The sequence below is a fragment of the Paraburkholderia flagellata genome (assembly GCF_021390645.1).
GTDB lineage: Bacteria > Pseudomonadota > Gammaproteobacteria > Burkholderiales > Burkholderiaceae > Paraburkholderia > Paraburkholderia flagellata.
This window is the reverse complement of sequence record NZ_JAJEJT010000004.1, coordinates 1141274-1162538: the sequence shown is the minus strand read 5'-3', so window position 1 is coordinate 1162538 and position 21265 is coordinate 1141274. Positions and strand designations below refer to the sequence as shown.

The 21265-nt window shown below is 64.5% G+C and carries 19 protein-coding genes and 1 riboswitch; of the genes, 10 read left to right on the top strand and 9 right to left on the bottom strand.

Translation table 11 applies throughout. The annotated features are described in order from the left end of the window. Positions 1–88 precede the first annotated feature (88 nt). Positions 89–233, top strand: a riboswitch (guanidine-I (ykkC/yxkD leader). 56 nt (positions 234–289) lie between these two features. From L0U83_RS35820 to L0U83_RS35790, 7 genes are all read left to right on the top strand, one after another. Beyond that, positions 290–1069, top strand: a complete 780-nt coding sequence (locus L0U83_RS35820; protein ID WP_233888896.1) for an urea amidolyase associated protein UAAP1 — start codon at positions 290–292, stop codon at positions 1067–1069. Between the two features lie 16 nt (positions 1070–1085). Next, positions 1086–1739, top strand: a complete 654-nt coding sequence (locus L0U83_RS35815) for an urea amidolyase associated protein UAAP2 (RefSeq protein WP_233888895.1) — start codon at positions 1086–1088, stop codon at positions 1737–1739. Between the two features lie 2 nt (positions 1740–1741). Next, entirely contained in the window at positions 1742–5377 is a 3636-nt protein-coding gene (locus L0U83_RS35810) for a 5-oxoprolinase/urea amidolyase family protein (protein ID WP_233889209.1), read from the top strand. Beyond that, positions 5368–6837 carry an allophanate hydrolase gene (gene atzF, locus L0U83_RS35805; protein WP_233888894.1) on the top strand — a complete coding sequence of 490 codons (1470 nt, stop codon included), beginning with the start codon at positions 5368–5370 and terminating at the stop codon, positions 6835–6837. The genes L0U83_RS35810 and atzF overlap by 10 nt, the downstream gene beginning before the upstream one ends. A 56-nt stretch (positions 6838–6893) precedes the next feature. Further along, entirely contained in the window at positions 6894–7952 is a 1059-nt protein-coding gene (locus L0U83_RS35800) for an ABC transporter substrate-binding protein (protein WP_233888893.1), read from the top strand. An 82-nt stretch (positions 7953–8034) separates the two neighbouring features. Beyond that, entirely contained in the window at positions 8035–9006 is a 972-nt protein-coding gene (locus L0U83_RS35795) for an ABC transporter permease (protein WP_233888892.1), read from the top strand. A 77-nt stretch (positions 9007–9083) separates the two neighbouring features. Beyond that, a complete protein-coding gene (locus tag L0U83_RS35790) occupies positions 9084–9998 on the top strand; it encodes an ABC transporter ATP-binding protein (protein ID WP_233888891.1) in 915 nt (304 codons plus the stop codon). A gap of 125 nt (positions 9999–10123) precedes the next feature. Here L0U83_RS35790 and L0U83_RS35785 read toward each other — a convergent pair whose 3' ends face one another. After that, entirely contained in the window at positions 10124–10705 is a 582-nt protein-coding gene (locus L0U83_RS35785; protein ID WP_233888890.1) for a hemerythrin domain-containing protein, read from the bottom strand. Between the two features lie 330 nt (positions 10706–11035). Here L0U83_RS35785 and L0U83_RS35780 point away from each other — a divergent pair, with 330 nt between their 5' ends. Next, positions 11036–12583 carry an ABC transporter substrate-binding protein gene (locus L0U83_RS35780; protein ID WP_233888888.1) on the top strand — a complete coding sequence of 516 codons (1548 nt, stop codon included), beginning with the start codon at positions 11036–11038 and terminating at the stop codon, positions 12581–12583. 143 nt (positions 12584–12726) lie between these two features. Here L0U83_RS35780 and L0U83_RS35775 read toward each other — a convergent pair whose 3' ends face one another. From L0U83_RS35775 to L0U83_RS35760, 4 genes are all read right to left on the bottom strand, one after another. Continuing rightward, positions 12727–13695 carry a hypothetical protein gene (locus L0U83_RS35775; RefSeq protein WP_233888887.1) on the bottom strand — a complete coding sequence of 323 codons (969 nt, stop codon included), beginning with the start codon at positions 13693–13695 and terminating at the stop codon, positions 12727–12729. A 169-nt stretch (positions 13696–13864) separates the two neighbouring features. Next, positions 13865–14629, bottom strand: coding sequence for an alpha/beta hydrolase (locus L0U83_RS35770; RefSeq protein ID WP_267939702.1), 765 nt, complete (start codon positions 14627–14629; stop codon positions 13865–13867). A gap of 9 nt (positions 14630–14638) precedes the next feature. Further along, positions 14639–14824, bottom strand: a complete 186-nt coding sequence (locus L0U83_RS35765; protein ID WP_233888885.1) for a hypothetical protein — start codon at positions 14822–14824, stop codon at positions 14639–14641. A gap of 118 nt (positions 14825–14942) precedes the next feature. After that, positions 14943–15380, bottom strand: a complete 438-nt coding sequence (locus L0U83_RS35760) for a hypothetical protein (RefSeq protein ID WP_233888884.1) — start codon at positions 15378–15380, stop codon at positions 14943–14945. Between the two features lie 267 nt (positions 15381–15647). On the opposite strand from L0U83_RS35760, the gene L0U83_RS35755 reads away from it, so the two are divergent. Next, the gene (locus L0U83_RS35755; protein WP_233888882.1) at positions 15648–15953 is read left to right on the top strand and encodes a phiTE_015 family protein; all 306 of its coding nucleotides are present in this window, start codon (positions 15648–15650) and stop codon (positions 15951–15953) included. Positions 15954–15958: 5 nt separating this feature from the next. On the opposite strand, the gene flhC is transcribed toward L0U83_RS35755, so the two are convergent. After that, a complete protein-coding gene (gene flhC, locus L0U83_RS35750) occupies positions 15959–16657 on the bottom strand; it encodes a flagellar transcriptional regulator FlhC (RefSeq protein ID WP_233888881.1) in 699 nt (232 codons plus the stop codon). A 428-nt stretch (positions 16658–17085) separates the two neighbouring features. Here flhC and L0U83_RS35745 point away from each other — a divergent pair, with 428 nt between their 5' ends. Further along, entirely contained in the window at positions 17086–18018 is a 933-nt protein-coding gene (locus tag L0U83_RS35745) for a tyrosine-protein phosphatase (RefSeq protein ID WP_233888880.1), read from the top strand. Positions 18019–18068: 50 nt separating this feature from the next. Here L0U83_RS35745 and L0U83_RS35740 read toward each other — a convergent pair whose 3' ends face one another. The 3 genes from L0U83_RS35740 to L0U83_RS35730 all read right to left on the bottom strand — a co-directional run bounded on the left by L0U83_RS35740 (position 18069) and on the right by L0U83_RS35730 (position 21153). Continuing rightward, entirely contained in the window at positions 18069–19367 is a 1299-nt protein-coding gene (locus tag L0U83_RS35740) for an ATP-binding protein (RefSeq protein WP_233888879.1), read from the bottom strand. 4 nt (positions 19368–19371) lie between these two features. Then, a complete protein-coding gene (locus tag L0U83_RS35735; RefSeq protein ID WP_233888878.1) occupies positions 19372–20151 on the bottom strand; it encodes a response regulator in 780 nt (259 codons plus the stop codon). 78 nt (positions 20152–20229) lie between these two features. After that, entirely contained in the window at positions 20230–21153 is a 924-nt protein-coding gene (locus L0U83_RS35730; protein WP_233888877.1) for a lysozyme inhibitor LprI family protein, read from the bottom strand. Between the last annotated feature and the right edge of the window lie 112 nt (positions 21154–21265).

The window sequence follows — 21265 nt, the reverse complement described above, 5'->3', positions numbered from 1 at the left end:
GCATCGAGGCGGCCTCCAGCGCATTCAAACAGACTTGGCACAGAACTCGCTAATTAGCCCGGCGAGAGGTGCGAAGCAATTTGCATCATCTTAGGATCGCTAGGGTTCCGGTCGGCGTGGCACATCTGTTCATACCGCGTCCGATGTCTGGTCCGAGAGCAATCCGGTCTCGTCTCCCACCTTGCCTGCAAGGCGGCGATGAGGCTCCACGGAGGGATAAAAGCCCGGGAGGTCGCGATGTCGTTCGGTCGCCCTCTCACGCTTTATCCCTTCGCAAACAGGAGCCTCCATGCCGACCCGCTTCTCCTCTGCCTGCGCGCAGCCTGATCTGCCATCCGCCTTGCCACCCGTGGACGTGCTGTGGGAAACCGTGATTCCCGCTGGCGCCCATTGGTCGGGCATCCTGCGCCGCGGCCTTGCGCTGCGCGTGATCGACCTCGAAGGCTGCGCCAATCTCGCCGCCGTGTTCCACCGCCAGGAAGATCCGCTGGAACGCTACAACATGGCCGACACGCTCAAGGCGCAGCACACGGCACATCTCACGCGCGGCCACGCGCTGTATACCGACATGGGCCGCGTGATCGCCTCGATTACCGCAGATACGCTCGGTTGGCACGACCCCCTCGGCGGGGTGGGCGACGCGACGCTATTCATGCGCAAGTATGGCGAGCAGCGCTACCAGGGACACCGCAACGACATGATCCGCAACGGCCGCGACAGTCTCGTGCTCGAACTCGCGAAATACGGCCTGGGTCCGCGCGATCTCGTGGCCAACGTCAACTTCTTCAGCAAGGTTGCCGTGGGCGAGGACGGCTCGCTCGAATTCGTGCCGCGCCATTCGCATGCGGGCGCGGCGTTCGACCTGCGCTTCGAGATGAACACGCTCGCGGCGTTTTCAACGGCACCGCACCCACTCGATCCGCACGGCGAGTACGCGCCGAAGCCGGTGAAACTCATTGCCTGGCGCGCCTATGCGGCGGACTCTGCTGCGAGCGCCGACGATCTGTGCCGCACGGCCTGCGCCGAGAACGAGCGCGGTTTCATCAACACCGACCGTCTGTTCGCCTGAGCGCAAGGGAGCTGTCATGCCGATCATCGAAAGCGCGCTCGACGAGCGCAACGCCCACACCGATTTCACCTTGCCCGCGGGCGAGCCGTGGATGCACGACATGAAGCGCGGCGAAACGCTGCGCATCGTCGACCTGGAGGGCAACCAGGCCGTGGACACGCTGTTCTACAGCAGCGCCGACCCCACCGAACGCTACAGCGCACAGGACACCATCCGTGCGCAGCGCAACCTCTATCTGAGCGCGGGCAGCGTGCTCATGTCGAACCGCGGCGCGCCGCTGCTCACCATCGTCGCCGATACGTGCGGCCGCCACGACACGCTTGGCGGCGCCTGCGCGGCCGAGAGCAACACGGTGCGCTACGCGCTCGAAAAGCGTCACATGCACAGCTGCCGCGATAGCTACCTCAACGCGCTCGCGCACTGCACCTGCGGTGTGGGCGCGCTGCTGGGCAAGCGCGACATCGTCAGCAACATCAACTTCTTCATGAATGTGCCCGTTACGCCTCTTGGCAAGCTCACGTTCGAAGACGGCATCTCCGCGCCCGGCAAATACGTGGAAGTGCGCGCGGAACAGGACGTGACGGTGCTGATCTCGAACTGCCCGCAACTGAACAATCCGTGCAACGGCTATAACCCGACGCCCGTGCGTCTGCTCGTTTGGGGGGCATGACGATGGCGTTCGACAAGGTTCTCATTGCCAACCGCGGCGAGATTGCGTGCCGCGTGATCCGCACGCTCAAGCGCCTGGGCATCGCATCCGTGGCCGTCTATTCGGAAGCGGATCGCCACGCCATGCACGTCATCCTCGCGGACGAAGCCGTCTGCATCGGACCAGCGCCCGTCGCGCAGAGCTATCTGAACGCCGAGGCCATTCTCGCGGCGGCGCGGCATACCGGTGCACAGGCCGTGCATCCGGGCTATGGCTTTCTCTCCGAGAACGCCGCGTTTGCGCAAGCTTGTGAGCGCGCCGGCATTGCATTCATCGGTCCGCGCGCCGAACAGATGACAGCCTTCGGCCTCAAGCACACGGCGCGTGAAATCGCGCGCGCCAACGAAGTCGCGCTGCTGCCCGGCACGGGCCTGCTGCCCGACGTGGCGGCAGCGCTCGAAGCAGCGACTGCGCTCGGCTATCCGGTGATGCTCAAGAGCACAGCGGGTGGCGGCGGCATTGGCATGTCGCTCTGCCGTGACGCCGCGCAGCTCGAAGCCGCATTCGCCTCTGTTGTGCGGCTTGGTGAGAGCAACTTTGCAAACGCGGGCGTGTATCTGGAAAAGTTCGTCGAGCATGCGCGCCATATCGAAGTGCAGGTATTCGGCGACGGCAAGGGCAACGTGATCTCGCTCGGCGAGCGCGACTGCTCGGTGCAGCGGCGCAACCAGAAGGTGATCGAGGAAACGCCCGCGCCGGGCTTGACCGACGACGAGCGCCGCGCATTGCACGCTACGGCCGTGCGCCTTGCGAAAGCGGTGAGCTATGCGAGCGCGGGCACGGTGGAATTCGTGTTCGACACCCAAACCCGCGCGTTCTACTTCCTCGAAGTGAACACGCGGCTCCAGGTGGAGCACGGCGTGACGGAGGAGGTGTACGGCGTCGACCTCGTGGAATGGATGATCCGCCAGGCCGAAGGTACGCTTGCGCCGCTCGATACGCTGGCACCCGTCAACACGCTCGCGCCGCGTGCGGCGAGCATTCAGGTGCGCGTCTACGCCGAAGATCCGAACCGCCAGTTCCAGCCGAGTTCGGGCCTGCTCACGCACGTAACGTTTCCCGCCGAAGCGCGCGTGGACACGTGGATCGACGCCGGCACAGAAGTCAGCGCGTTCTACGACCCGCTGCTCGCGAAGATCATCGCCACAGGCGAAACGCGCGAAGCGGCGCTCGCGAAACTCGGTGACGCGCTCGCGCGCGCGGAGCTTTACGGCATCGAGACGAACCTCGACTATTTGCGCGCGATAGTTGGCTGCGCAACGTTCGTGGCCGGCGAGCAGACCACGGGCTTTCTCGGCCGCTTCCTGTTTGCGCCGCATACGATCGACGTGCTCGACGGCGGCGTGCAGACCACCGTTCAGCAAACGCCGGGGCGGCTCGGCTACTGGGACGTGGGCGTGCCGCCCTCGGGCCCAATGGACGAGCGCTCGTTCAATCTTGCCAACGAACTGCTCGGCAACGCACCGGATGCGGCGGGGCTCGAATTCACGATGGTGGGCGCGACGCTGCGCTTCAACACGGAAACGCTGTTCGTGCTGGGCGGCGCGCCGCTTGCCGCAACGCTGGACCGCGAGCCGGTGCCGTACTGGGAGGTGGTGCGCGCGAGCGCGGGCATGGTGCTCAAGCTTGGCGGCGTGACGGGCGCGGGCGTGCGCGCGTGCCTCGCGGTGAAGGGAGGCCTGCAGGTGCCCGACTATCTCGGCAGTAAGGCGACCTTCTCGCTCGGCCAGTTCGGCGGCCACGCGGGCCGCGCGCTGCGCAGGGGCGATGTGCTGCATCTCGCGCCTGAAGCAGGCAAGGGCGCGGCGCGCGAAGCGGGCTCGCGGCTCGCGGCCGCTCGCGTGCCGGCGCTCACCCACGAGTGGGCGCTGGCGGTGCTCGACGGCCCGCACGGCGCGCCCGACTTCCTCACGCGCGACGACATTGCGATGCTCTACGAAGCGCGCTGGACGGTGCACTACAACTCGAGCCGGACGGGCGTACGCCTGATTGGCCCGAAGCCGCAATGGGCGCGTGCGGACGGCGGCGAAGCGGGCCTGCATCCCTCCAACATCCACGACAACGCCTACGCGATCGGTGCCGTGGATTTCACGGGCGACATGCCAGTGATTCTCGGCCCGGACGGCCCGAGCCTCGGCGGCTTCGTATGTCCCGTCACGGTGATCGGCGAGGAGCTGTGGAAGCTCGGTCAACTGCGCCCCGGCGATACGGTTCGGTTCGTGCCCGCCGCGCCCGCTGATGGCGCCGCGGTGAAGGAGAGCGCACGCGAATGCGTGCTTTATCGCGACGAACAAGCGGGCGAAGGCGTAGGCGTGGTCTATCGCCGTTCGGGCGACCGCAACCTGCTGATCGAATACGGCCCGTCCGTGCTCGACCTGAAACTTCGCTTCCGTGTGCATGCGCTGATGAACTGGCTTGAAGCGCACCGCTTGCCCGGCATCGTCGATCTCACGCCGGGCATCCGTTCGCTGCAAGTGCATTTCGATCCCGCGGTGCTCACGCTCGACAAGCTGATCGCACATCTGAAGGATGCCGAAGCAATACTGCCCGCCGTCGACGCCATGCGCGTGCCGAACCGTATCGTGCATCTCCCGCTCTCGTGGGACGACCCGTCCACACGCGTGGCCATCGAGCGCTACATGCAGTCCGTGCGCCCCGACGCGCCGTGGTGTCCGAGCAATATCGAGTTCATTCGCCGCATCAACGGTCTTGCGAGCATCGACGATGTGAAGCGCATCGTGTTCGACGCACGCTACCTCGTGCTCGGCCTCGGCGACGTCTATCTTGGCGCTCCCGTCGCGACGCCCGTCGATCCGCGCCACCGGCTCGTCACCACCAAGTACAACCCCGCGCGCACGTGGACGCCCGAGAACGCCGTGGGCATCGGCGGCGCGTACATGTGCGTGTATGGCATGGAAGGCCCCGGCGGCTATCAGTTCGTGGGCCGCACCGTGCAGATGTGGAACCGCTATCGCACGACGACCGAGTTCGCGCCGGGCAAGCCGTGGCTGCTGCGCTTCTTCGACGAAATCCGCTTCTTCGAGGTGAGCGAGGCCGAACTCGCGGAGTGGCGCAGCGAATATCTCGCAGGGCGCCGCAGCCTGCGCATTGAGGAGTCGGTGTTCGACCTCGGCGAATACGAGCGCTTCCTGCACGACGAGGCGGCGTCGATCGCCGCGTTCAAAACTACGCAGCAAGCCGCGTTTGAAGCCGAACGCGAGCGTTGGCGTGAAGCGGGCCAGGCCGAGTACGTGGCCGAAGGCACGGCGGACGAAGCGGCAAGCGCGGCGCGCGCCGCCGAATCCCTGGCCGACGACTGCCGCGCGATTGGCGCCGATGTGTCGGGCAGCGTGTGGAAGCTGCTGGTTGCCGAGGGCGAGCGCGTCGAAGAGGGCCAGGACGTGGCGATCCTCGAGTCGATGAAGATGGGAGTGACCGTGACCGCGAGCGCGGCCGGCGTGATCGACGCGCTCGACTGCGCCGCAGGCGACGCCGTGGTGGCGGGCCAGCGTTTGATGGTGATCCGTGTGGCATCCGAAGCATCGGGAGATACCGCACAAGCAACCGCCGTGAGCGGTGAGGAGGCCGCATGCCAATGAATCCGCACAACGACGACCTGCCCGTAACCTTCGAGTCACTGCGCGCGCGCTATCTGGACGGCAGCCTCACGCCGGTGCAACTCGTCGAGCGCATTGCCGAGCGGACCGCCGGCGACGATCCGCATCGCGTATGGATACGTGCGCTTACACGTGACGAGATGATGCGCTACGCAGAGGCGCTGGCACAACGAGATCCCGCCACGCTGCCGCTCTACGGCGTGCCGTTTGCGATCAAGGACAACATCGACCTCGCTGGTGTGCCGACCACGGCCGGATGCCCGGCTTATGCGTACACGCCGGAGCGAAGCGCACCCGTAGTCGAGCGCCTGATCGCAGCGGGCGCGATTCCCGTGGGCAAGACCAACCTCGACCAGTTCGCGACGGGGCTTTCGGGCCAGCGCTCGCCCTATGGCGCGTGCCGCAATGCGCTGGACCCGGAGTACGCCTCGGGCGGTTCCAGTTCGGGCTCGGCGGTGGCCGTGGCGCTCGGCCTCGCCGCGTTCTCGCTGGGCACCGATACGGCGGGTTCGGGCCGCGTGCCGGCGGCGTTTCATGGTCTCGTGGGCCTCAAGCCGACCAAGGGCGTGCTGAGCACGCAGGGCGTCGTGCCCGCGTGCCGCTCGCTCGACTGCGTCTCGATCTTCGCGCATTCGGCGAACGAGGCGCAGCGCGTGTTCGAGTGCGCGCGCGGCGTAACGCAAGGCGATCCGTACGCACGCGCCTGGCAGCCGAGTGGTCGCGAGCGCGCAACGCTTGCGGGCGTTCGCATCGGCGTGCCGCGTGCGGCACAGTTGAACTTCTACGGTGACGCTTCGTATGCGGTGGCGTTCGACGCAGCGCTTGCGAAGCTGCGCGCGTCCGGCGCCGAACTCGTGGAGATCGATTTCGAGCCGTTCCTCGCCACGGCGCGGTTGCTCTATGAAGGTCCGTTCGTGGCCGAACGGCTTGCCGCGATCCGGCCGTTCTTCGAGGCGCAGCCCGAGGCGTTGCATGCCGTCACGCGCGAGATCGTGGGCGGTGCAGCGCGCTGGAGCGCGGCCGACGCCTTCGCGGCGCTCGACCGTCTCGCGGCACTCCGTATGGAAAGCGAACGCGTGTGGCCGCAGATCGACGCGCTTGTCACGCCGACTTCGCCCACCACATCCACAATTGCCGAACTTGAAGCGGACCCCATCGGGTTGAACGCGCGCTTCGGCTACTACACGAACTTCGTGAACCTGCTCGACCTCAGCGCGCTCGCCGTGCCAGCGGGCGAGTGCGCAACGGGCCCGCACGCGGGCAAGCCGTTCGGCATCACGTTCGTTGCGCGCGCACACGACGACGCGTACCTGCTCGACCTGGCCCGCGCGTGGCTGGGCGAGCGCGCCGCGATCGCGCACGACTCCGACATCAGCGCTCACGGCGGCTGGCGCGCGTATCGCGCCGCTCTGGCCCAGGCCAACGGGAGCGCTGAAGCATGAAACACCACGCCATTACGTCAAGAAAACCGTTGCACTTTCACTCCTGGAGATTCGCCATGAAGACGACGCACGTTCCGTTCGCAACCGATGCAGTCGAGGCACGCCACGCAAAATCTGCCGCACCGCTGCGCCGTTGGGCGCTGCGCGCCGCCAGCGCGCTCACACTGGCCACGGGCCTGTTCGCTGCCTGCGTACAGGCGGCGAACGCTGCACCGCTGCGCATCGGCTACAGCGACTGGCCAGGCTGGGTGGCCTGGCAGGTGGCAATCGACAAAGGCTGGTTCAAGGAAGCGGGACTCGACGTGAAGTTCGACTGGTTCGACTACACGGCCTCGATGGATGCCTTCGCGGCCAACAAACTCGACGCCGTGCTCGTCACCAACGGCGATGCGCTCACGATGGGCGCGAACGGCGCGAAGAACGTGATGGCGCTCATCACCGACTATTCGAACGGCAACGACATGGTCATTGCCAAGCCGCCCGCACGCAAGATCCAGGACCTTAAGGGCAAGAAGATCGGCGTCGAATTTGGCGTGGTCGATCACCTGCTGCTGCTCGACGCGCTCCAGCGCGCAGGGATGAAGGAGGGCGACGTCACGCTCGTGAACGCGAAGACCAACGAAACGCCGCAGGTGCTGGCCTCTTCCGACGTCTCGGCCATCGCGGCATGGCAACCGAACGCGGGCGAAGCGCAGCGCGCGGTACCCGGTGCGCGGCCCGTGTTCACGTCGGCCGACGAGCCGGGCCTCATCTACGACGTGCTGGCCGTGAACCCCGTGAGCCTTGCCGCGCACAAGGCGGACTACGAAAAGCTCGCGAAGGTCTGGTATCGCGTGGTGAAGTACATCGACGACCCGGCCACGCAGCCCGACGCCGTGAAGATCATGGCCGCGCGCGTGGGCCTCACGCCGGCGCAGTATTTGCCGCTGCTCAAGGGCACGAAGCTGCTCACGCTGCCCGAGGCGCAGCAGGCCTACGTGAAGGCCGATGGCTTTCACTCGCTCTACGGCTCGAGTCATACCGCCGACGCGTTCAACGTGAAGTATCAGGTCTACAAGACCTCGCAGGACGTGAACGCCTATGTGGACCCTTCGCTCACCAGCGCACTGAAGTAAGGCGGCATGCGGCGCCCGTAGTCATCCAGGGCCTGTTATTGGCGTGAACAAGCCCTGGCAGGAGAACGTCAAGGAGAACAGCATGGCCGAAATCAGCCAGACGGGATGGTTTGCCGTACGCCGCGAGCTTTCGCCGCGCGGCAAGTGGATGTTGGGTATCGGGTCGTTTCTGTTGCCGGTGCTCGTGTGGTGCGTAGTGAGCTACGTGCCCTTTGTCTGGCATCCGCAAGTGTTGATCACCCAGCCGGGCAGCGTGGACTATTTCCAGCCCGGCATGCGTGTGGACAAGGCCGTGTTCGCCGACGAACTCGACCATGCGCGTGAAACCCACGTCGCGCTGCCGGCGGGCGTGCCCGCGAATCCGGTGTATCTGCCCGCACCGCACGAGGTGCTGCGCGCGTTCTACACCGCGTTCACGACACCGCCCGTCGCTCACGACGGCGTATGGCTGCACCAGAGCCTCTGGCACAGTGTGCAGATCATCTTCTGGGGCTTCGTATTCTCGTCGTTGATCGGCGTGCCGCTCGGCATCGTGTGCGGCACCTATAGCGTACTCGCGCGCCTGCAGGAGCCGTTCTTCGAGTTCTTTCGCTATTTGCCGGCACCCGCGTTCGGCGCGCTGATGGTGGCCGTGCTCGGCATTTACGACGCGCCGAAGATCGCGATTATCGTGATCGGTACGCTGTTCCAGCAGGTGCTCATCATCGCCAACACCACACGCAAGCTCGAATATGGCCTGCTCGAAGCGGCGATGACGCTCGGCACCACGCGGCTGAAGCTGCTCACGCACGTTGTCGTGCCCGGCATTCTGCCCGATCTCTATCGCGACCAGCGCATTCTGCTCGGCTGGGCGTGGACTTATCTGATCGTAGCGGAACTCGTGGGCACGAGCTCGGGCATCACGTGGTACATCACGCAGCAGGCGCGTTATCAGCATTTCGACAACGTCTACGCGGCGATCATGATGATCGGCATCATTGGCCTGGGCACCGATCTTGTGCTGGCGTTCCTCGGTCGCAAGCTGTTTCCGTGGGATCGTACGCTCAAGGCCTGAGGCGTGGCGCGATTGCCTGCACTCGTCCATAACGACCCGCCTTTCGAAACGCATTCTGGATCTTCAAGGACCGCATCATGTTCAATCCGCAAACCGTTCCCGACTATCTCCTGCAGTCCGATGCGGTGCGTGCGCGCTTCGAGCGCCTGAAAGCGCGCGAACCGATCCTCGAAGTGCGCAATCTCACGAAGCGGTTCGTCACGCCGCAAGGCGAGCACACGGCGCTCGCCGATGTCAGCTTCACCACGCACCGGCGCGAGTTCGTGTGCGTGATCGGGCCTTCGGGCTGTGGCAAGTCCACGCTGATCCGCATTCTCGCGGGCCTCGAGGCGCAAACTTCGGGCGAGGTGCGCGTGAACGGCAAGACCGTGAGCGGCCCCGGTGCCGATCGCGGCATGATGTTCCAGGGATACACGCTCTTTCCGTGGCTCACGGTCAAGAAAAACGTGATGTTCGGACTGCGTATGAATGGTCAGGGAAGGGCGGAGGCCGAGCGCGAGGCACTGCAATGGCTCGATCTCGTTGGCCTGGAACCGTTCGCCAACGCGTATCCGCACCAGCTCTCCGGTGGCATGAAGCAGCGTGTGGCAATCGCGCGTGCGCTCGCCAATCGGCCCGGCATCCTGTTGATGGACGAACCATTCGGTGCACTCGATGCGCAAACGCGCGCGAAGATGCAGGCGCATCTGCTCGACATCTGGCGCAACGTCGACATTACGATTTTCTTCATCACGCACGACCTCGACGAGGCGATCTATCTCGCTGACCGTATCCTCGTGCTGAAGGCGCATCCAGGCCAGGTGCAGGAGTTGATCGAGGTGCCGGTGCCGCGTCCGCGTGGCTACGCACAGTTCAATACCCCCGAGTTCCTCGCCACGCGCTCGCGCCTCGACGCGCTGATTCATCCGCCGGCGCAGGATGAACCGGAGGACGAGGCGCGCGTGCGCCCGCACATGATTCGCCTCACCGACGTGAACGACACGGTGGAGTGAGCGTCATCGAACGCTGGGCGGATGCGTGCGCGCGCGGGCAATGACGCATCGAATGCAATCCAGTGCGTCGACGTTCAACGTCGTGGCGAGCACTGCCGCCGAATATTCCCCGATGTTTGCCGCGTTCAGGGTTGCGCATCCGGCGTTGTCTGGACAATCAGCGCATAGAGATCGTCGAGATTGTCTTCGATCTCGAGACTCTCGAATGGATCGCGATTCGCGCCGAAGGCCTCGTCGATCTCCACCCAGTCAGCCACCGTCAGATAGCGCTGCGCGCCAGGCAAGATCACGGTCTCCTCAAGGTGCTGGTGTTGGGCGTAGAAGTCGGCATAGGCTCTCACTTCGCCGCGCAGCGCAGGCAACGCGCTGTCGCCCTCCAGTTCGTACCGTGTGAGTGAGCGTTCAAGTGCGTGGATATGCTGCTCGCCTTCCTCGTGCTGGCACCCGAGCTCATCGATCGCTGCATCTAGTTCGTCGGTACGCTCGCGTAGCCGTGCGAACAGATATCGCTCCTCCTTCGGGTGATGAATCTGCTCGGGGAATTCGCGTATGTAATAGAGCATCGCGCGCATGAGCATTGCGCCGGATGAATCGGCATTGGACGCCATGCGATCAGTCACGCGCAGCATGCCGTTGACGACGCTCGTCAGACGTCTGTGTTCGCTCAGGATCACCTGTGTCGCGCTGCGTCGGGTGGCAGGTTCCATGTCGGGCTCCGTGACAGGCTCGGCCAACCGGGCAGGAATACGTATTCGAGGGCACGCCAGGTCGGCGCGTCGTGGTCGGCCGCAACCCATCCACTATGGAACTGGCGGTCCAGGAAGTATTGATCTTTGTCAATCTATGCGGATTGTCCACCGTCCGCTGCGGTCGACACGGCAGGTTTTTGCATGCGGAGATATGTTGCTGCGCGCAAAAGCAAATCTCTTTTTCTCCGTTCCTGTTCGCCATCGAGCGCCGTACTATCGGCAGTTCCACAACAGCGAAGACGGGGAATGAGCGTGCTAAGGAACAGCTTGAAGTCGTGGATCGCTAAGATGAGCCTCGCGACGTTCGCGATGGCGTGGGGCAGCCTCACGATGGCCGAGCCCAACCACGGGGGCACGCTCACGTGGATTGTCACGCCCGAGCCGGCGTCGATCGTGCCTTTGACGACCACTGCGGGCGGCAATGCGGAGATTGGGCCGAAGGTCGTCGAAGGGCTGCTCGCCTACGACAAGGAACTTAATCCCCAACCGCTGCTCGCGACGGCCTGGTCGGTCAGCGCAGACGGGCTGCAATATCGGTTCAGTTTGCGCCACGGCGTCCGCTGGCACGATGGCCAGTCGTTCACGTCTGCCGATGTCGCGTTCTCGATCCTGACGCTCAAGCAGGTGAATCCGCGCGGGCGCAGCACGTTCGCGAATGTGGTCAACGTCAGGACGCCGGACCCGGACACCGCCATCATTGAACTCTCGAAGCCTGCGCCATTCCTGTTGACGGCGCTCTCGGGTTCGGAGTCTCCGATCATCCCGAAGCACATTTACGACGGAACGGACATTCAGTCGAATCCGCACAATAGCGCGCCAATTGGTACGGGGCCATTCGTATTCAAGGAGTTCGCACCCGGAGACCACATCCTGCTGGTTCGCAATCCTGATTACTGGGACAAGCCAAAGCCCTATGTCGACAGAATCGTCGTCCGCTTCATTCCCGACGCTGGCGCGCGAGCCGCGGCGCTCGAATCCGGCGCCGCCAATCTCGGCGATCAGGCTATTGCGCTGGCGGACGTCAAGCGCTTTGGCACGCTGCCTGATTTTCACGTCGATACGACCAACTGGCCGTACGTCAGCAATCACCAGCAGCTGATCTTCAATCTGGACACGCCGGTGCTCAAGGAAAAGGCGGTGCGCAAGGCGATTTCACAGGCCATCGACGTGAATGCGTTGAACCGCGTGGTCTGGTATGGCTACGGCACGGTGTCCGCGGCCGCGATCGGCGCGGCGAACACGAAGTATCACGACGCCGGTATCCACTACTTTCCCTACGACGTCGCGCAGGCCAACGCCGCGCTCGACGCGGCTGGGCTGAAACGGGGCCCGGATGGCAAGCGCTTTTCGTTGCGGCTGCTCTACAACCCTTTCCAGGACCCGCGTGCCGCCGATTTCGTGCGCCAGTCACTTGCGCGCATTGGCATCGACGCCCAGATTCAGAGCTATGACTTTGCCACGTACGTGAAGAAGGCCTATACGGACCGCGCATTCGACATCACGCTTGAGGCGCTCTCGAACACCTTCGACCCGACCGTCGGCGTACAGCGCGTTTTCTGGTCGAAGAACTTCAAGATCGGCTTACCGTTCTCGAACGCGGCTCACTATGCGAATGCGGAGGTCGACCAACTGCTCGAGGCCGCGTCGGTCGAAACCGATCCGGACAAGCGCCGCCAGTTGTTCATCCGCTTTCAGCAGATCGTGCACGACGACATTCCGTCGATCGAGTTCGGCGCGAATCCGAACATCACGGTCGTTTCAACCAAGGTGAAGAACTACGCGCCCACAGGCGAGGGGCTGCGCGGCAACTTCTCCGACCTGTATATCGTTCCCTGATTGCGGGGCGCGCAGCCTGGCTCTTCCGCGATCGCGCCCGAACTGGCGCAATTGCAACTGACACGCAAGCGCGAGACTCGGAGCCTGTTCACTTCAACAAAGCACTACCTGAAACGATCAGCGGGAAGGCACGGCACAAACAATCAGTGATGCCAAAAGAGGGGATCCTGACGAGAGCGGGTCTCGCCTGTCTGCGCATACTGGCTTTCCCATGGCGAGGACCGGCGATTATGTTTGCCTGCGGCAGGCGGGCGCTCGGAGCTGGCAAGATCGAGCAGGTGCCTCGCTTCGCGGCTCGATGCGTCGACATTCACGGCGTGTCCCGCGTCTTGCCGCACACAAGCCCATTGGCGCTCGTGCGCGCATTGCCGCGCCTGGCCGATCAACGCGTCGCGCTGCTGCTCGCGCGCGACGAGGTCGGCTCGCATCTGCTGCGCGTCGGAGTTGCCGGGCTCGACGGCGAGCGCATTCATGAGCGCCCTGCGTGCGGGCCAAAGGTTGTTCTTGTCGAGGCTTGCGCGTGCGCTGGCCAGATCTTTCGCGACTTCCGGGTGCGCGCCCGCATAGCGTGGCGAGGCTGGCGCGCGTTCGACGGCGGGCGCATTCGGCCGGGCGACGTTGCGCTGGGCGACGTTGTGCTGAGCCGCGTTCGCACGCGGCAGGCCGGCAGGCGGCCGGCTGGTCAGCGCGGCATGTGTGCCCGGTGTGCCGCTCACGGACCCCATGACCACTTGCGCGCCTAGTTTCGGCTCCCACTCGCTGCGATGCAGGAACGCATAGCCGGCGAATGCAATCGCAAGCGCGCCGAGACCCGCCCATGCAAAGCGCGGCAGCCGCGAGCGCTCGCCAATGTGTTCCTCATCGATCGATGGATATTCCCCGTCGTAGCCCCGGTTGCCAAGGCCGCCCGGGAGCGCGCGCAGGCGCTCGGCAACCCCATGCGCGCGTTCGCGTTCGTCCGGCGCGTCCTCGCTCGCGGCGGCGATGCGGGAAGCAGCAAGCTGTTGATTCGCTCCGCATTGGGGGCACAGTGCGAGCGATGCGTTGAACCAGGTCCCGCAGTAGGGACACTCCGACGGACCAGGATCGTCGTGACCAGGGGCGTTGAGCATGGGAGCGCGCTTTCGCTTCGATTGACGAATTGCCGCGAGATTGGCGCAAAATCGGTGCCTGATTTGCGTACCGATTTGAATATGGGCCACTTCGCCGCGAAGATCAATCGGCGGATTCCGCCAGTTTGGCGGATACGGATAGGCGATGCTGCGGTGCGGCGCGCCTGCCTTATTGCTTCACGCAGCTGACGATCGTCGCGATTGCAGGGGCATCCAGCGTCAAGCCGATGTGTCCCGTGCCGGGCACGAGCGTGACCGGCACGTGTGCACCGGCTTCCTCGAAAGCCGTCGCGTATTCGCGGGCGTGAAAGACCTCGTCATCGGCACCGGCGAGCACATGCAAGGGGCGCCGTACGCCGCGTATGTCCGCGCGATAGTCTGCGTGCGGGCGGAAATTCTGCATCAGATTGAAGGAGTACTGCGGCGTGAGTTGGTCGCGGACCTCAGGGGCCAGCGCATAGGCGATCGTCGGCAGATGATTGAAGGCGCGGATGCGCAGGCCGTTCAGCACGGCGAGCACCGCGAGGCGCGGCATGCCGACCGACACCCAGCCGCCGACCTCGTTGCGCGTGGTGCGCGCCTTGTGATGAAGGAATGGCGCGAGCAGCACGTAGCGATCGAACAGATGTTGACGCGTGCTGCCCGCGAAGCGCAGCGCAAAGCCACCGCCCGCCGAGAAGCCAATCAGCGTTTTCGGCAGCGCGGCCAGCTCGCCCGGCAAGGCGGCGAGCAGATCTTCGAGGTCGTCTTCCAGCTGGCCGATGTAGTCGATCGTGCCCTTGCGGCCCGATTCGCCGTGGCCGCGGACATCGGGCACGCAGGCCGCGTAGCCCGCGGCGGCGAACTGGCGCGCGAGCGGGTGGAGGCTCGCGCTGCTTGCCGACGATCCGTGGATGAGCACGACGCAGGCAAGCGGCGCGCCCGCATGCGGCAGGTAGGCGCGCTAGGCGAGTGACGCGCCGTCTCGCGCGGGAAAACGGCGCAATGCAGGAAGGTCCGAGAAATCGACTTCCTTGAATGGCGCGTTGATCGATTCGAGCGGCGCGGGCTGCCTGGGGCCGCCTTTGACGAGCGCAACGGCGGCGGCAGCGATGATGGCGATCGGAACGGCTGAGGCGCTGAGAGCCACGGGTGGACCTCGTGTACGTGATGGATTTATTGTTTTACCGGCGGTGATGATAGCCGACTTGCCCCCCGTGTCTTCTGTTATCCGAAACATTATGCGCGCCAGGTTGACACGCAGATGTTCAGATGAACAGGGAAATGATGCCGCCCAACGTAATGCCCGCTGCGATCCAGCGCCCAATCGTGTACGTGTGGTTCGGATCGGCGGGCGCGTCGGGACGCTCGAGCCCTAGCGCGCCGTAAACGAGTGATTTCACGGGCTGCGCGTTGGCCGGCGTAGGCGTTCCGTCGGTTACATCGCTTGTATCGCTCGTGTCGGTCGTATCGGCTGCATCGCTCGCGGTATCGTCGCTGTTCGCGATATCGTCAGTCGATGCGGCAGCATAGCCTTGCGGCGAAATCTGCACGGCGTCGTCTTGCGATGTGGACGATGCGACGTTCGCCGAACCGTCGCTCGACTGTGTGCCGTCCTGTTCTGCCTGGTCTGAAGCCGCGTCTGCACGGAGTGTGTTCGTGTTGGCGCCGCTGTTGGCGAACTGTGTCGCCGCCCCGATTTGCATGGTCGACTCCTTTCGACTTTCTTATGCCTACAATAATCGCAGGTCCGGATGCTGAGACGACTCACGAATAACGCATAAAAATTCGCGATATTCCGCGGCCAATTCCTTTGCGCGGCCTGCGACAATATCGTTATCCGTAACGTCGTGCGCGCATTCTCGCGCGACGACCGCGTGGTCCTCCCCACCCGCAAGAAGAAGTACGCCTCTACGCATGTGGATGAAGTCTTTGCGCCTCACAAGTCCCGTAACGTTCGCGAAGAGGCGATCTTGAAGCGCCCGTCACGCCGAGAGGTATTCGAGGCGCTTTATCGCACGCACTATCTGCAAGTCCACACGCGCCTGCCCGATGCGCTGGAGCGCGATCACAACGACGATTACGCGCAAAGCGGAGCGCAGATCGCCTGGGAGATCTGGCAGGCTGCGCACTCACACGCTATCGAGCTTGCGGCGCAACAATGCGAACTTCGCCAGCATCAGCACGACCATCAGGATTACAAAGCAATCTGCCGGATTTGCGCGTGCGATATTCGCGCTCTGCAGGCGGATACGCAGCGCGATGAAGATGTGACGTGAGTCGCTTAGACGGGCACTGAAGCGACGAGGCGCAGGCGGTTCGCGGAACGCTTCGGGTCGAGGGCGCGCGTGACTTCGGCGAGCGTGTCGCGCATGGTGCCCGATAGCTCACCCAGTGCCGCTGCGGCGCGGCCTCGCGTGGTGGAGGTGGAGGCCGTAGCGTCAGTTTCCGGATTGCGGTTCGTGCGTGCGGCGCGCGTCATGCCGGCGCGCGCAGGGGGCACGCAAATACAACAGGCGGTGGGCTTGTGTGCGTCGCGCACGTGGCGCACGAAACGGCCGGAACATACGGTGCAGCTCGACAGCGTGAGCAAGCCGCCCTCGAAGAAGCGCAGCAGTGTCCACGCCCGCGTAAAGCTCAACACGCGTTCGGTTTCGGCGCTCTCGCAGTGCTCCAGATAGAGGCGATACGCACGCGTGAGCGCATCGAGCCGGCTGCATTTCGCTCTGTCGGTCAGGAACAGGTAGATGTTGTAGAAGAGCGACGCGTGAATGTTCGGCAGCCACGTGAAATACCAGTCCGCCGAAAACGGCAACATACCCTTGGGCGGCGAAGCGTTCTTGAGTTCCCGATAAAGCCTGATCAAACGATTGCGCGACAGCGTCAGTTCTTTTTCGAGCACAGGCATGCGTGCGCCCAGCTGGATCAGCTCGATTGCGCGCAGGACTTCGCGCGCTTCCTCGGTCACACTGCCTTTGTACATGAAGGGGGACTCCCAGGGGCAGTCGGTGACTGCCACGGTGGCCAGGCGAATGCCTGAATTCACGGGCGATTATAAAAGCGCGACAAAGAGCGTCAAGAATAATATTTGGAAAGGACTTGGAGGAACTATAAAGAAAATGCGCGGTGCGGCCGATATTCAGGCATAGGTTGAAACGCGAAATAGCCCCGCATTACCACCGGAATTACCGGTTGTGTGTAAATGGAAAGGTCCGGTAAGAATATAAACAAAACCGGCGGCGAATATCGGTGCGCAATGCACTGTGAATCGGGAAGAATTATTACGGCGTTTTGCGCTTTTACCCTTTCAGGCTTATCTGCCGGTAAACTGCGCCGTTTCCGAACGCATGCGACGCGCGACGTTGCAGCGGCCCGCTCGAACTGCGGGTTCCCAACATAAGCTGCCAACCGATGAATTTGCCTTTCTCCGACTACACCTCTTCGTTCGCGCATACGCGTAAGCGTTTGCCTGTGGCCGCGACCGGCAACATCGAGCGCAGCGGCGGCGCCGCGCTCGCCAATCCGCCGCGCCGCGCGCTGCTCAAAGGCACGGTGAGCCTGCTGGCGCTGAGCGGTTGCGCAAGCACATTGCTGAGTGCGTGTGGCGGCGAATACACGGGAGGCGACGGCGCGCAGGATGCACCGACGCCCGTCATCGGTTCTGTGGCGAACTTCCGCGATCTGGGTGGCGCTGCGCCCGGCTATTCGACGAGCGATGGCGCGCATGTGCGCCGCGCCTTGATTTACCGCTCCGACGCGCTTACACCGAACGCCGTCGACGCGGCGACGCTGGAACGCCTGGCGCTTTCCAACGTCTACGATCTGCGCACGCCTGCGGAAATCGACGCAGCGCCCGACATCACGCCCAGCACGGCCGCTTACCTCGCGCTCAATGTGTTGGGTACGCTAGAGCCGCCGTCGTTCGCGGGCATGCTGGCCGGCGAACTCGATGCGGCGATGCAAATGCGTTGGCGCACGCTCGTGACAGGCCGCATGCAATGTTCGATCTACGGCGCGCTGCTCGAACATATCGCGGATGCGCCGGGGCCGCTGCTGATCACGGGTGGGACCGGCGTGGACGTGGTGGGTTGGGCGTGCGCGCTGCTGCTGCTGATCGCAAACGTGCCGCTCGAAATCATCGTGAAGGATTTCATGCTGACCGACGCGTGGCGCTCGACGGCCGTGGATTCGGTCAATGTGGCGCCGCCCGTGCAGGCCAGCTATCTGCAGGCCGCGTTCGACGCGGTGCAGGGAACCTACGGGGATCTCAATCGCTATCTCACCGTGGGACTTGGCCTTGCGCCCGAAGCGGTGAATCGTCTGCGCGGCCGGCTCGTGGTCTGAGCGGCACGCGCAGCGAAGCGTCGATGGGCAATCGGCGGGCAGTAAAGGACTTACGCGGCGGCTCTTGCATCGGCCGGTAGCGCGATACGTACGCGCAGCCCGCCTTCGGGGTGATTGGACAACTCGCAGCGGCCGCCCTGATTGCGCGTGAGGCGCGTCACGATGGCGAGCCCGAGCCCGCAATGGCCCTCGCCGCCGCGTGCTTCGTCAAGGCGTACGAACGGTTTGAGCGCCGCGGCCACGCGCTCGGGCGGGATGCCCGGGCCATGATCGCGCACTTCGACGATCCACTGCGCGCCCTCTCGGCGCGTGGCGATTTCCACGGGCGGGACGCCATGTTCGAGCGCGTTGTCGACGAGATTCGACACGAGCCGGTCGAGCAGCGTGCGCTGCAGCCGAAACGCCGAGCCTGCGCGCAGATCGAGCCTGAAGAGCGCGTCGTCGTCGCCGGCATCGGAAAAGAACTGCTCGCGCAGCAGCGCATCGACTTCCACCTCAGGCCCCGATTCGGGCCGCTGCCGCGCGAATTCCAGAAACTGCTGGACGATATCGTTGAGCGAATCGACTTCGCGTATGAGCTGTTCGCGCTCGCGCTCCGAACCCATCATGCTCGCACGCAGCTTCAGGCGCGTGAGCGGCGACTTGAGATCGTGCGCGACGCCCGCGAGCATCACGGCCTGATCGTCGTCGGCTTCGTTGAGCTGCTTCATCATGCCGTTGAACGAGCCAATCAGTTCGCGCAATTCGCGCGGCCCATGCTGTTTGACAGGCGCGGGACGATGGCCGGTGCCGAACGCGCGCGCAGCCTGGGCCACGAGCGAAAGCGGCCGCTGCATTTGCCACATGGCGAGCAGCGCAAGAAGCAGCGAGATGGCGAGCATCGAACCGAACAGCGGCAGCAGATTGCGCGGCGGCGGCAGATCGACAGGCGCGACGATCCACGTGGACTGGCCCGCGAAGCGCACCCAAAGAGCTTCGCGATGGCGCAGGTCGGCGAGAATCTCGGTGCCGGGCGGCAGGTCGCGCAGGAGTTGCTTGCGCAAGTCGGCGAGCGGCTCGCGCTTCGGGACTTCGAGCCGCACGTCGGCGGGCATGTTCCAGGTGGGCACGAGATGCACGCGCAGGGCCGGCGCGAGGTCCATTTCGTTGGGCGGCGCGCTCGTCGCCGTACCAGACGGCGCATTTGTCGCGGCATGCAGCATCAGCAGCAGACCGCGCTCGAAACCTTCTACTTCGTGGCGGCGCGGCTGTGGCGCGAAAACGATGAACCAGCATGCCTGAATGGCGAACAGCAGGAGCGCGGACATCAGCGCCATGCGCCCGAACAGCGTATTCAACGGATTGTTCATGCAATTACGCGGTCGTGCTGTGGCCGCTGTCGTCTGCGGTGAAATTCGCAGTGAGGTCCTCTACGTTGCCTTCGATGCCGACCCCGCTCTGCGGCACGAACACATAACCCTTGCCGCGCAGGGTCTGCACGTAGCGCGGCTGCGCAGGATTGTCTTCGATCACGCGGCGCAAGCGCCAGACCGGCACGTCGAGGCTGCGCTCATGAAATTCGAGGCCGTCAGCGTGCAGCAGATCGTGAATCAGCACGCGCGAAAGCACGCGATAGGGATGCTCCGTGAAAATCTTCAGGAGCACGAACTCACTGCTGCGCAACGGCACGCGCTTGCCGTCGCGTTCGAGCGTGCGCGCCATGAAATCGAGCTCGAAAGCCCCAAAGCGGTAACGTTCGCGCGCTACAGGCGCACCCGCGGGTCCGTTGCCGCGCCTGCGCAGCACGGTCTGGATACGCAGCAACAGTTCCTGGGGATCGAAAGGCTTCGCGACATAGTCGTCGGCGCCGAGCGTAAGGCCGGCTATGCGGTCGCCCACCGCGCTGCGCGCGGAGGCGAAGATCACCGGAATGTCGTCGCCTTGCGCGCGCAGCGCGGCGAGGGCGCGCAAGCCGTCGGTACGGGGCATCATGACGTCGAGCACGACGACCGATGGCCGCTCGCGTTCCAGCCGCGCGCCGAGATGCGTGCCGTCGTGGAGGACCGAGGCTTCGAAACCGTTGGCTCGAAGAAAGCCGGAGAGGAGATCGCGCACGACCGGATCGTCGTCGACGATGAGAACGTGTGGACTCATCGCCTCATTTTATTTGATATCGACAACCGGCAGAACAGCGCGCGACCGCAGATTTCTTGCCGCAGCTTACATGGCCCCTTACTTCAGGGCGACGGTGCCTTGCTCGATGGACGCTTGCGTCGCGTGCGCGGGCTCCGTCGATGCAACGGATGCGCAGTTGAGTGCGCCCACGCTTTGCTGTGCGCTCGCCTGGTCCGCAGGCTTTGCTGCCGCGTCGTTGGCTGCGGGGCTCGCGGGCTGAACGGGCGGCGCGTCGATGGACGCCATGCCTGCCGCTTTCGCGAATGCCGAGTTCGCGCCGGCCATTTTCGCGGTCGTCACCGAGACGTCGCTGGCCGATGCGGCATCCTTGGGCGGCAGATGATGCGCGTGCGCTTGCGCGAGACGCGTCTGGCGTGCGTCGGCGGCCACGCCGCTCGGCATCTTTTGCAGGTGCAACGGCGCATTGGTTTCGGCGGACGCGACCTTCGCGCCCGCTTTCTTCGCAGTTTTCGCGTTGTCCGCAGAGGGTGCGGCCGCTGCGTTATCGCCCTTCGGTGCGGGCGGGATGCCGTGCATTTCGAGCACGGCGTCCTGTGCGGAAGGGGCGAGGTGCTGATCCACGACACCTTCCTGCACGCGCCGCACGGCAGCCTGCTTGCCATGCTTGAGATCGCCTTCGAGTTCTGCGATACGGCGGTCGTACCAGTCCGTCACGCACGCCTTGTCCTTGCAGTTGTGCTGGCGCCATTGCCACTGGCTCACGCGGTCGGCTTCGAGCGCGGTCGCGTCGGTGGTCGCGTCGAACGCGCTGCGATAGAGCGCGGCCAGTTTGTCGTCGAGCGCGGAGAGCGTCGGATCGTTGCACACGAGGCGCTCGGACGCCGACGCGTCGCGCGGGCAGTGAAAACTTGCAGCGTGCGCGAACGGCGAGCCAGCGAGCGACGCGAATAGCGCGATCGCAGCAGCGTTCAGGCCGCGCTTGAAGAAGGGGGCGCGACGGATTTTCGGTTCTCGGTTCATGGCAGGCATGATGATGTTGAAATAGGAGAAAGACGGGAGCAGCGTGTGGCTCGTCCGGCGTCGCTAAGGCGCGAGGTGCCGCAGTGCCAACCGCAGTGAGAACTGCGGTGAG

Bases quoted from the DNA above. Each gene is read 5' to 3' on its own strand.
- L0U83_RS35820 (WP_233888896.1), top strand. From the start codon at position 290: ATGCCGACCCGCTTCTCCTCTGCCTGCGCGCAGCCTGATCTGCCATCC.
- L0U83_RS35815 (WP_233888895.1), top strand. From the start codon at position 1,086: ATGCCGATCATCGAAAGCGCGCTCGACGAGCGCAACGCCCACACCGAT.
- L0U83_RS35810 (WP_233889209.1), top strand. From the start codon at position 1,742: ATGGCGTTCGACAAGGTTCTCATTGCCAACCGCGGCGAGATTGCGTGC.
- atzF (WP_233888894.1), top strand. From the start codon at position 5,368: ATGCCAATGAATCCGCACAACGACGACCTGCCCGTAACCTTCGAGTCA.
- L0U83_RS35800 (WP_233888893.1), top strand. From the start codon at position 6,894: ATGAAGACGACGCACGTTCCGTTCGCAACCGATGCAGTCGAGGCACGC.
- L0U83_RS35795 (WP_233888892.1), top strand. From the start codon at position 8,035: ATGGCCGAAATCAGCCAGACGGGATGGTTTGCCGTACGCCGCGAGCTT.
- L0U83_RS35790 (WP_233888891.1), top strand. From the start codon at position 9,084: ATGTTCAATCCGCAAACCGTTCCCGACTATCTCCTGCAGTCCGATGCG.
- L0U83_RS35785 (WP_233888890.1), bottom strand. From the start codon at position 10,705: ATGGAACCTGCCACCCGACGCAGCGCGACACAGGTGATCCTGAGCGAA.
- L0U83_RS35780 (WP_233888888.1), top strand. From the start codon at position 11,036: ATGAGCCTCGCGACGTTCGCGATGGCGTGGGGCAGCCTCACGATGGCC.
- L0U83_RS35775 (WP_233888887.1), bottom strand. From the start codon at position 13,695: ATGCTCAACGCCCCTGGTCACGACGATCCTGGTCCGTCGGAGTGTCCC.
- L0U83_RS35760 (WP_233888884.1), bottom strand. From the start codon at position 15,380: ATGCAAATCGGGGCGGCGACACAGTTCGCCAACAGCGGCGCCAACACG.
- flhC (WP_233888881.1), bottom strand. From the start codon at position 16,657: ATGTACAAAGGCAGTGTGACCGAGGAAGCGCGCGAAGTCCTGCGCGCA.
- L0U83_RS35745 (WP_233888880.1), top strand. From the start codon at position 17,086: ATGAATTTGCCTTTCTCCGACTACACCTCTTCGTTCGCGCATACGCGT.
- L0U83_RS35740 (WP_233888879.1), bottom strand. From the start codon at position 19,367: ATGAACAATCCGTTGAATACGCTGTTCGGGCGCATGGCGCTGATGTCC.
- L0U83_RS35735 (WP_233888878.1), bottom strand. From the start codon at position 20,151: ATGAGTCCACACGTTCTCATCGTCGACGACGATCCGGTCGTGCGCGAT.
- L0U83_RS35730 (WP_233888877.1), bottom strand. From the start codon at position 21,153: ATGAACCGAGAACCGAAAATCCGTCGCGCCCCCTTCTTCAAGCGCGGC.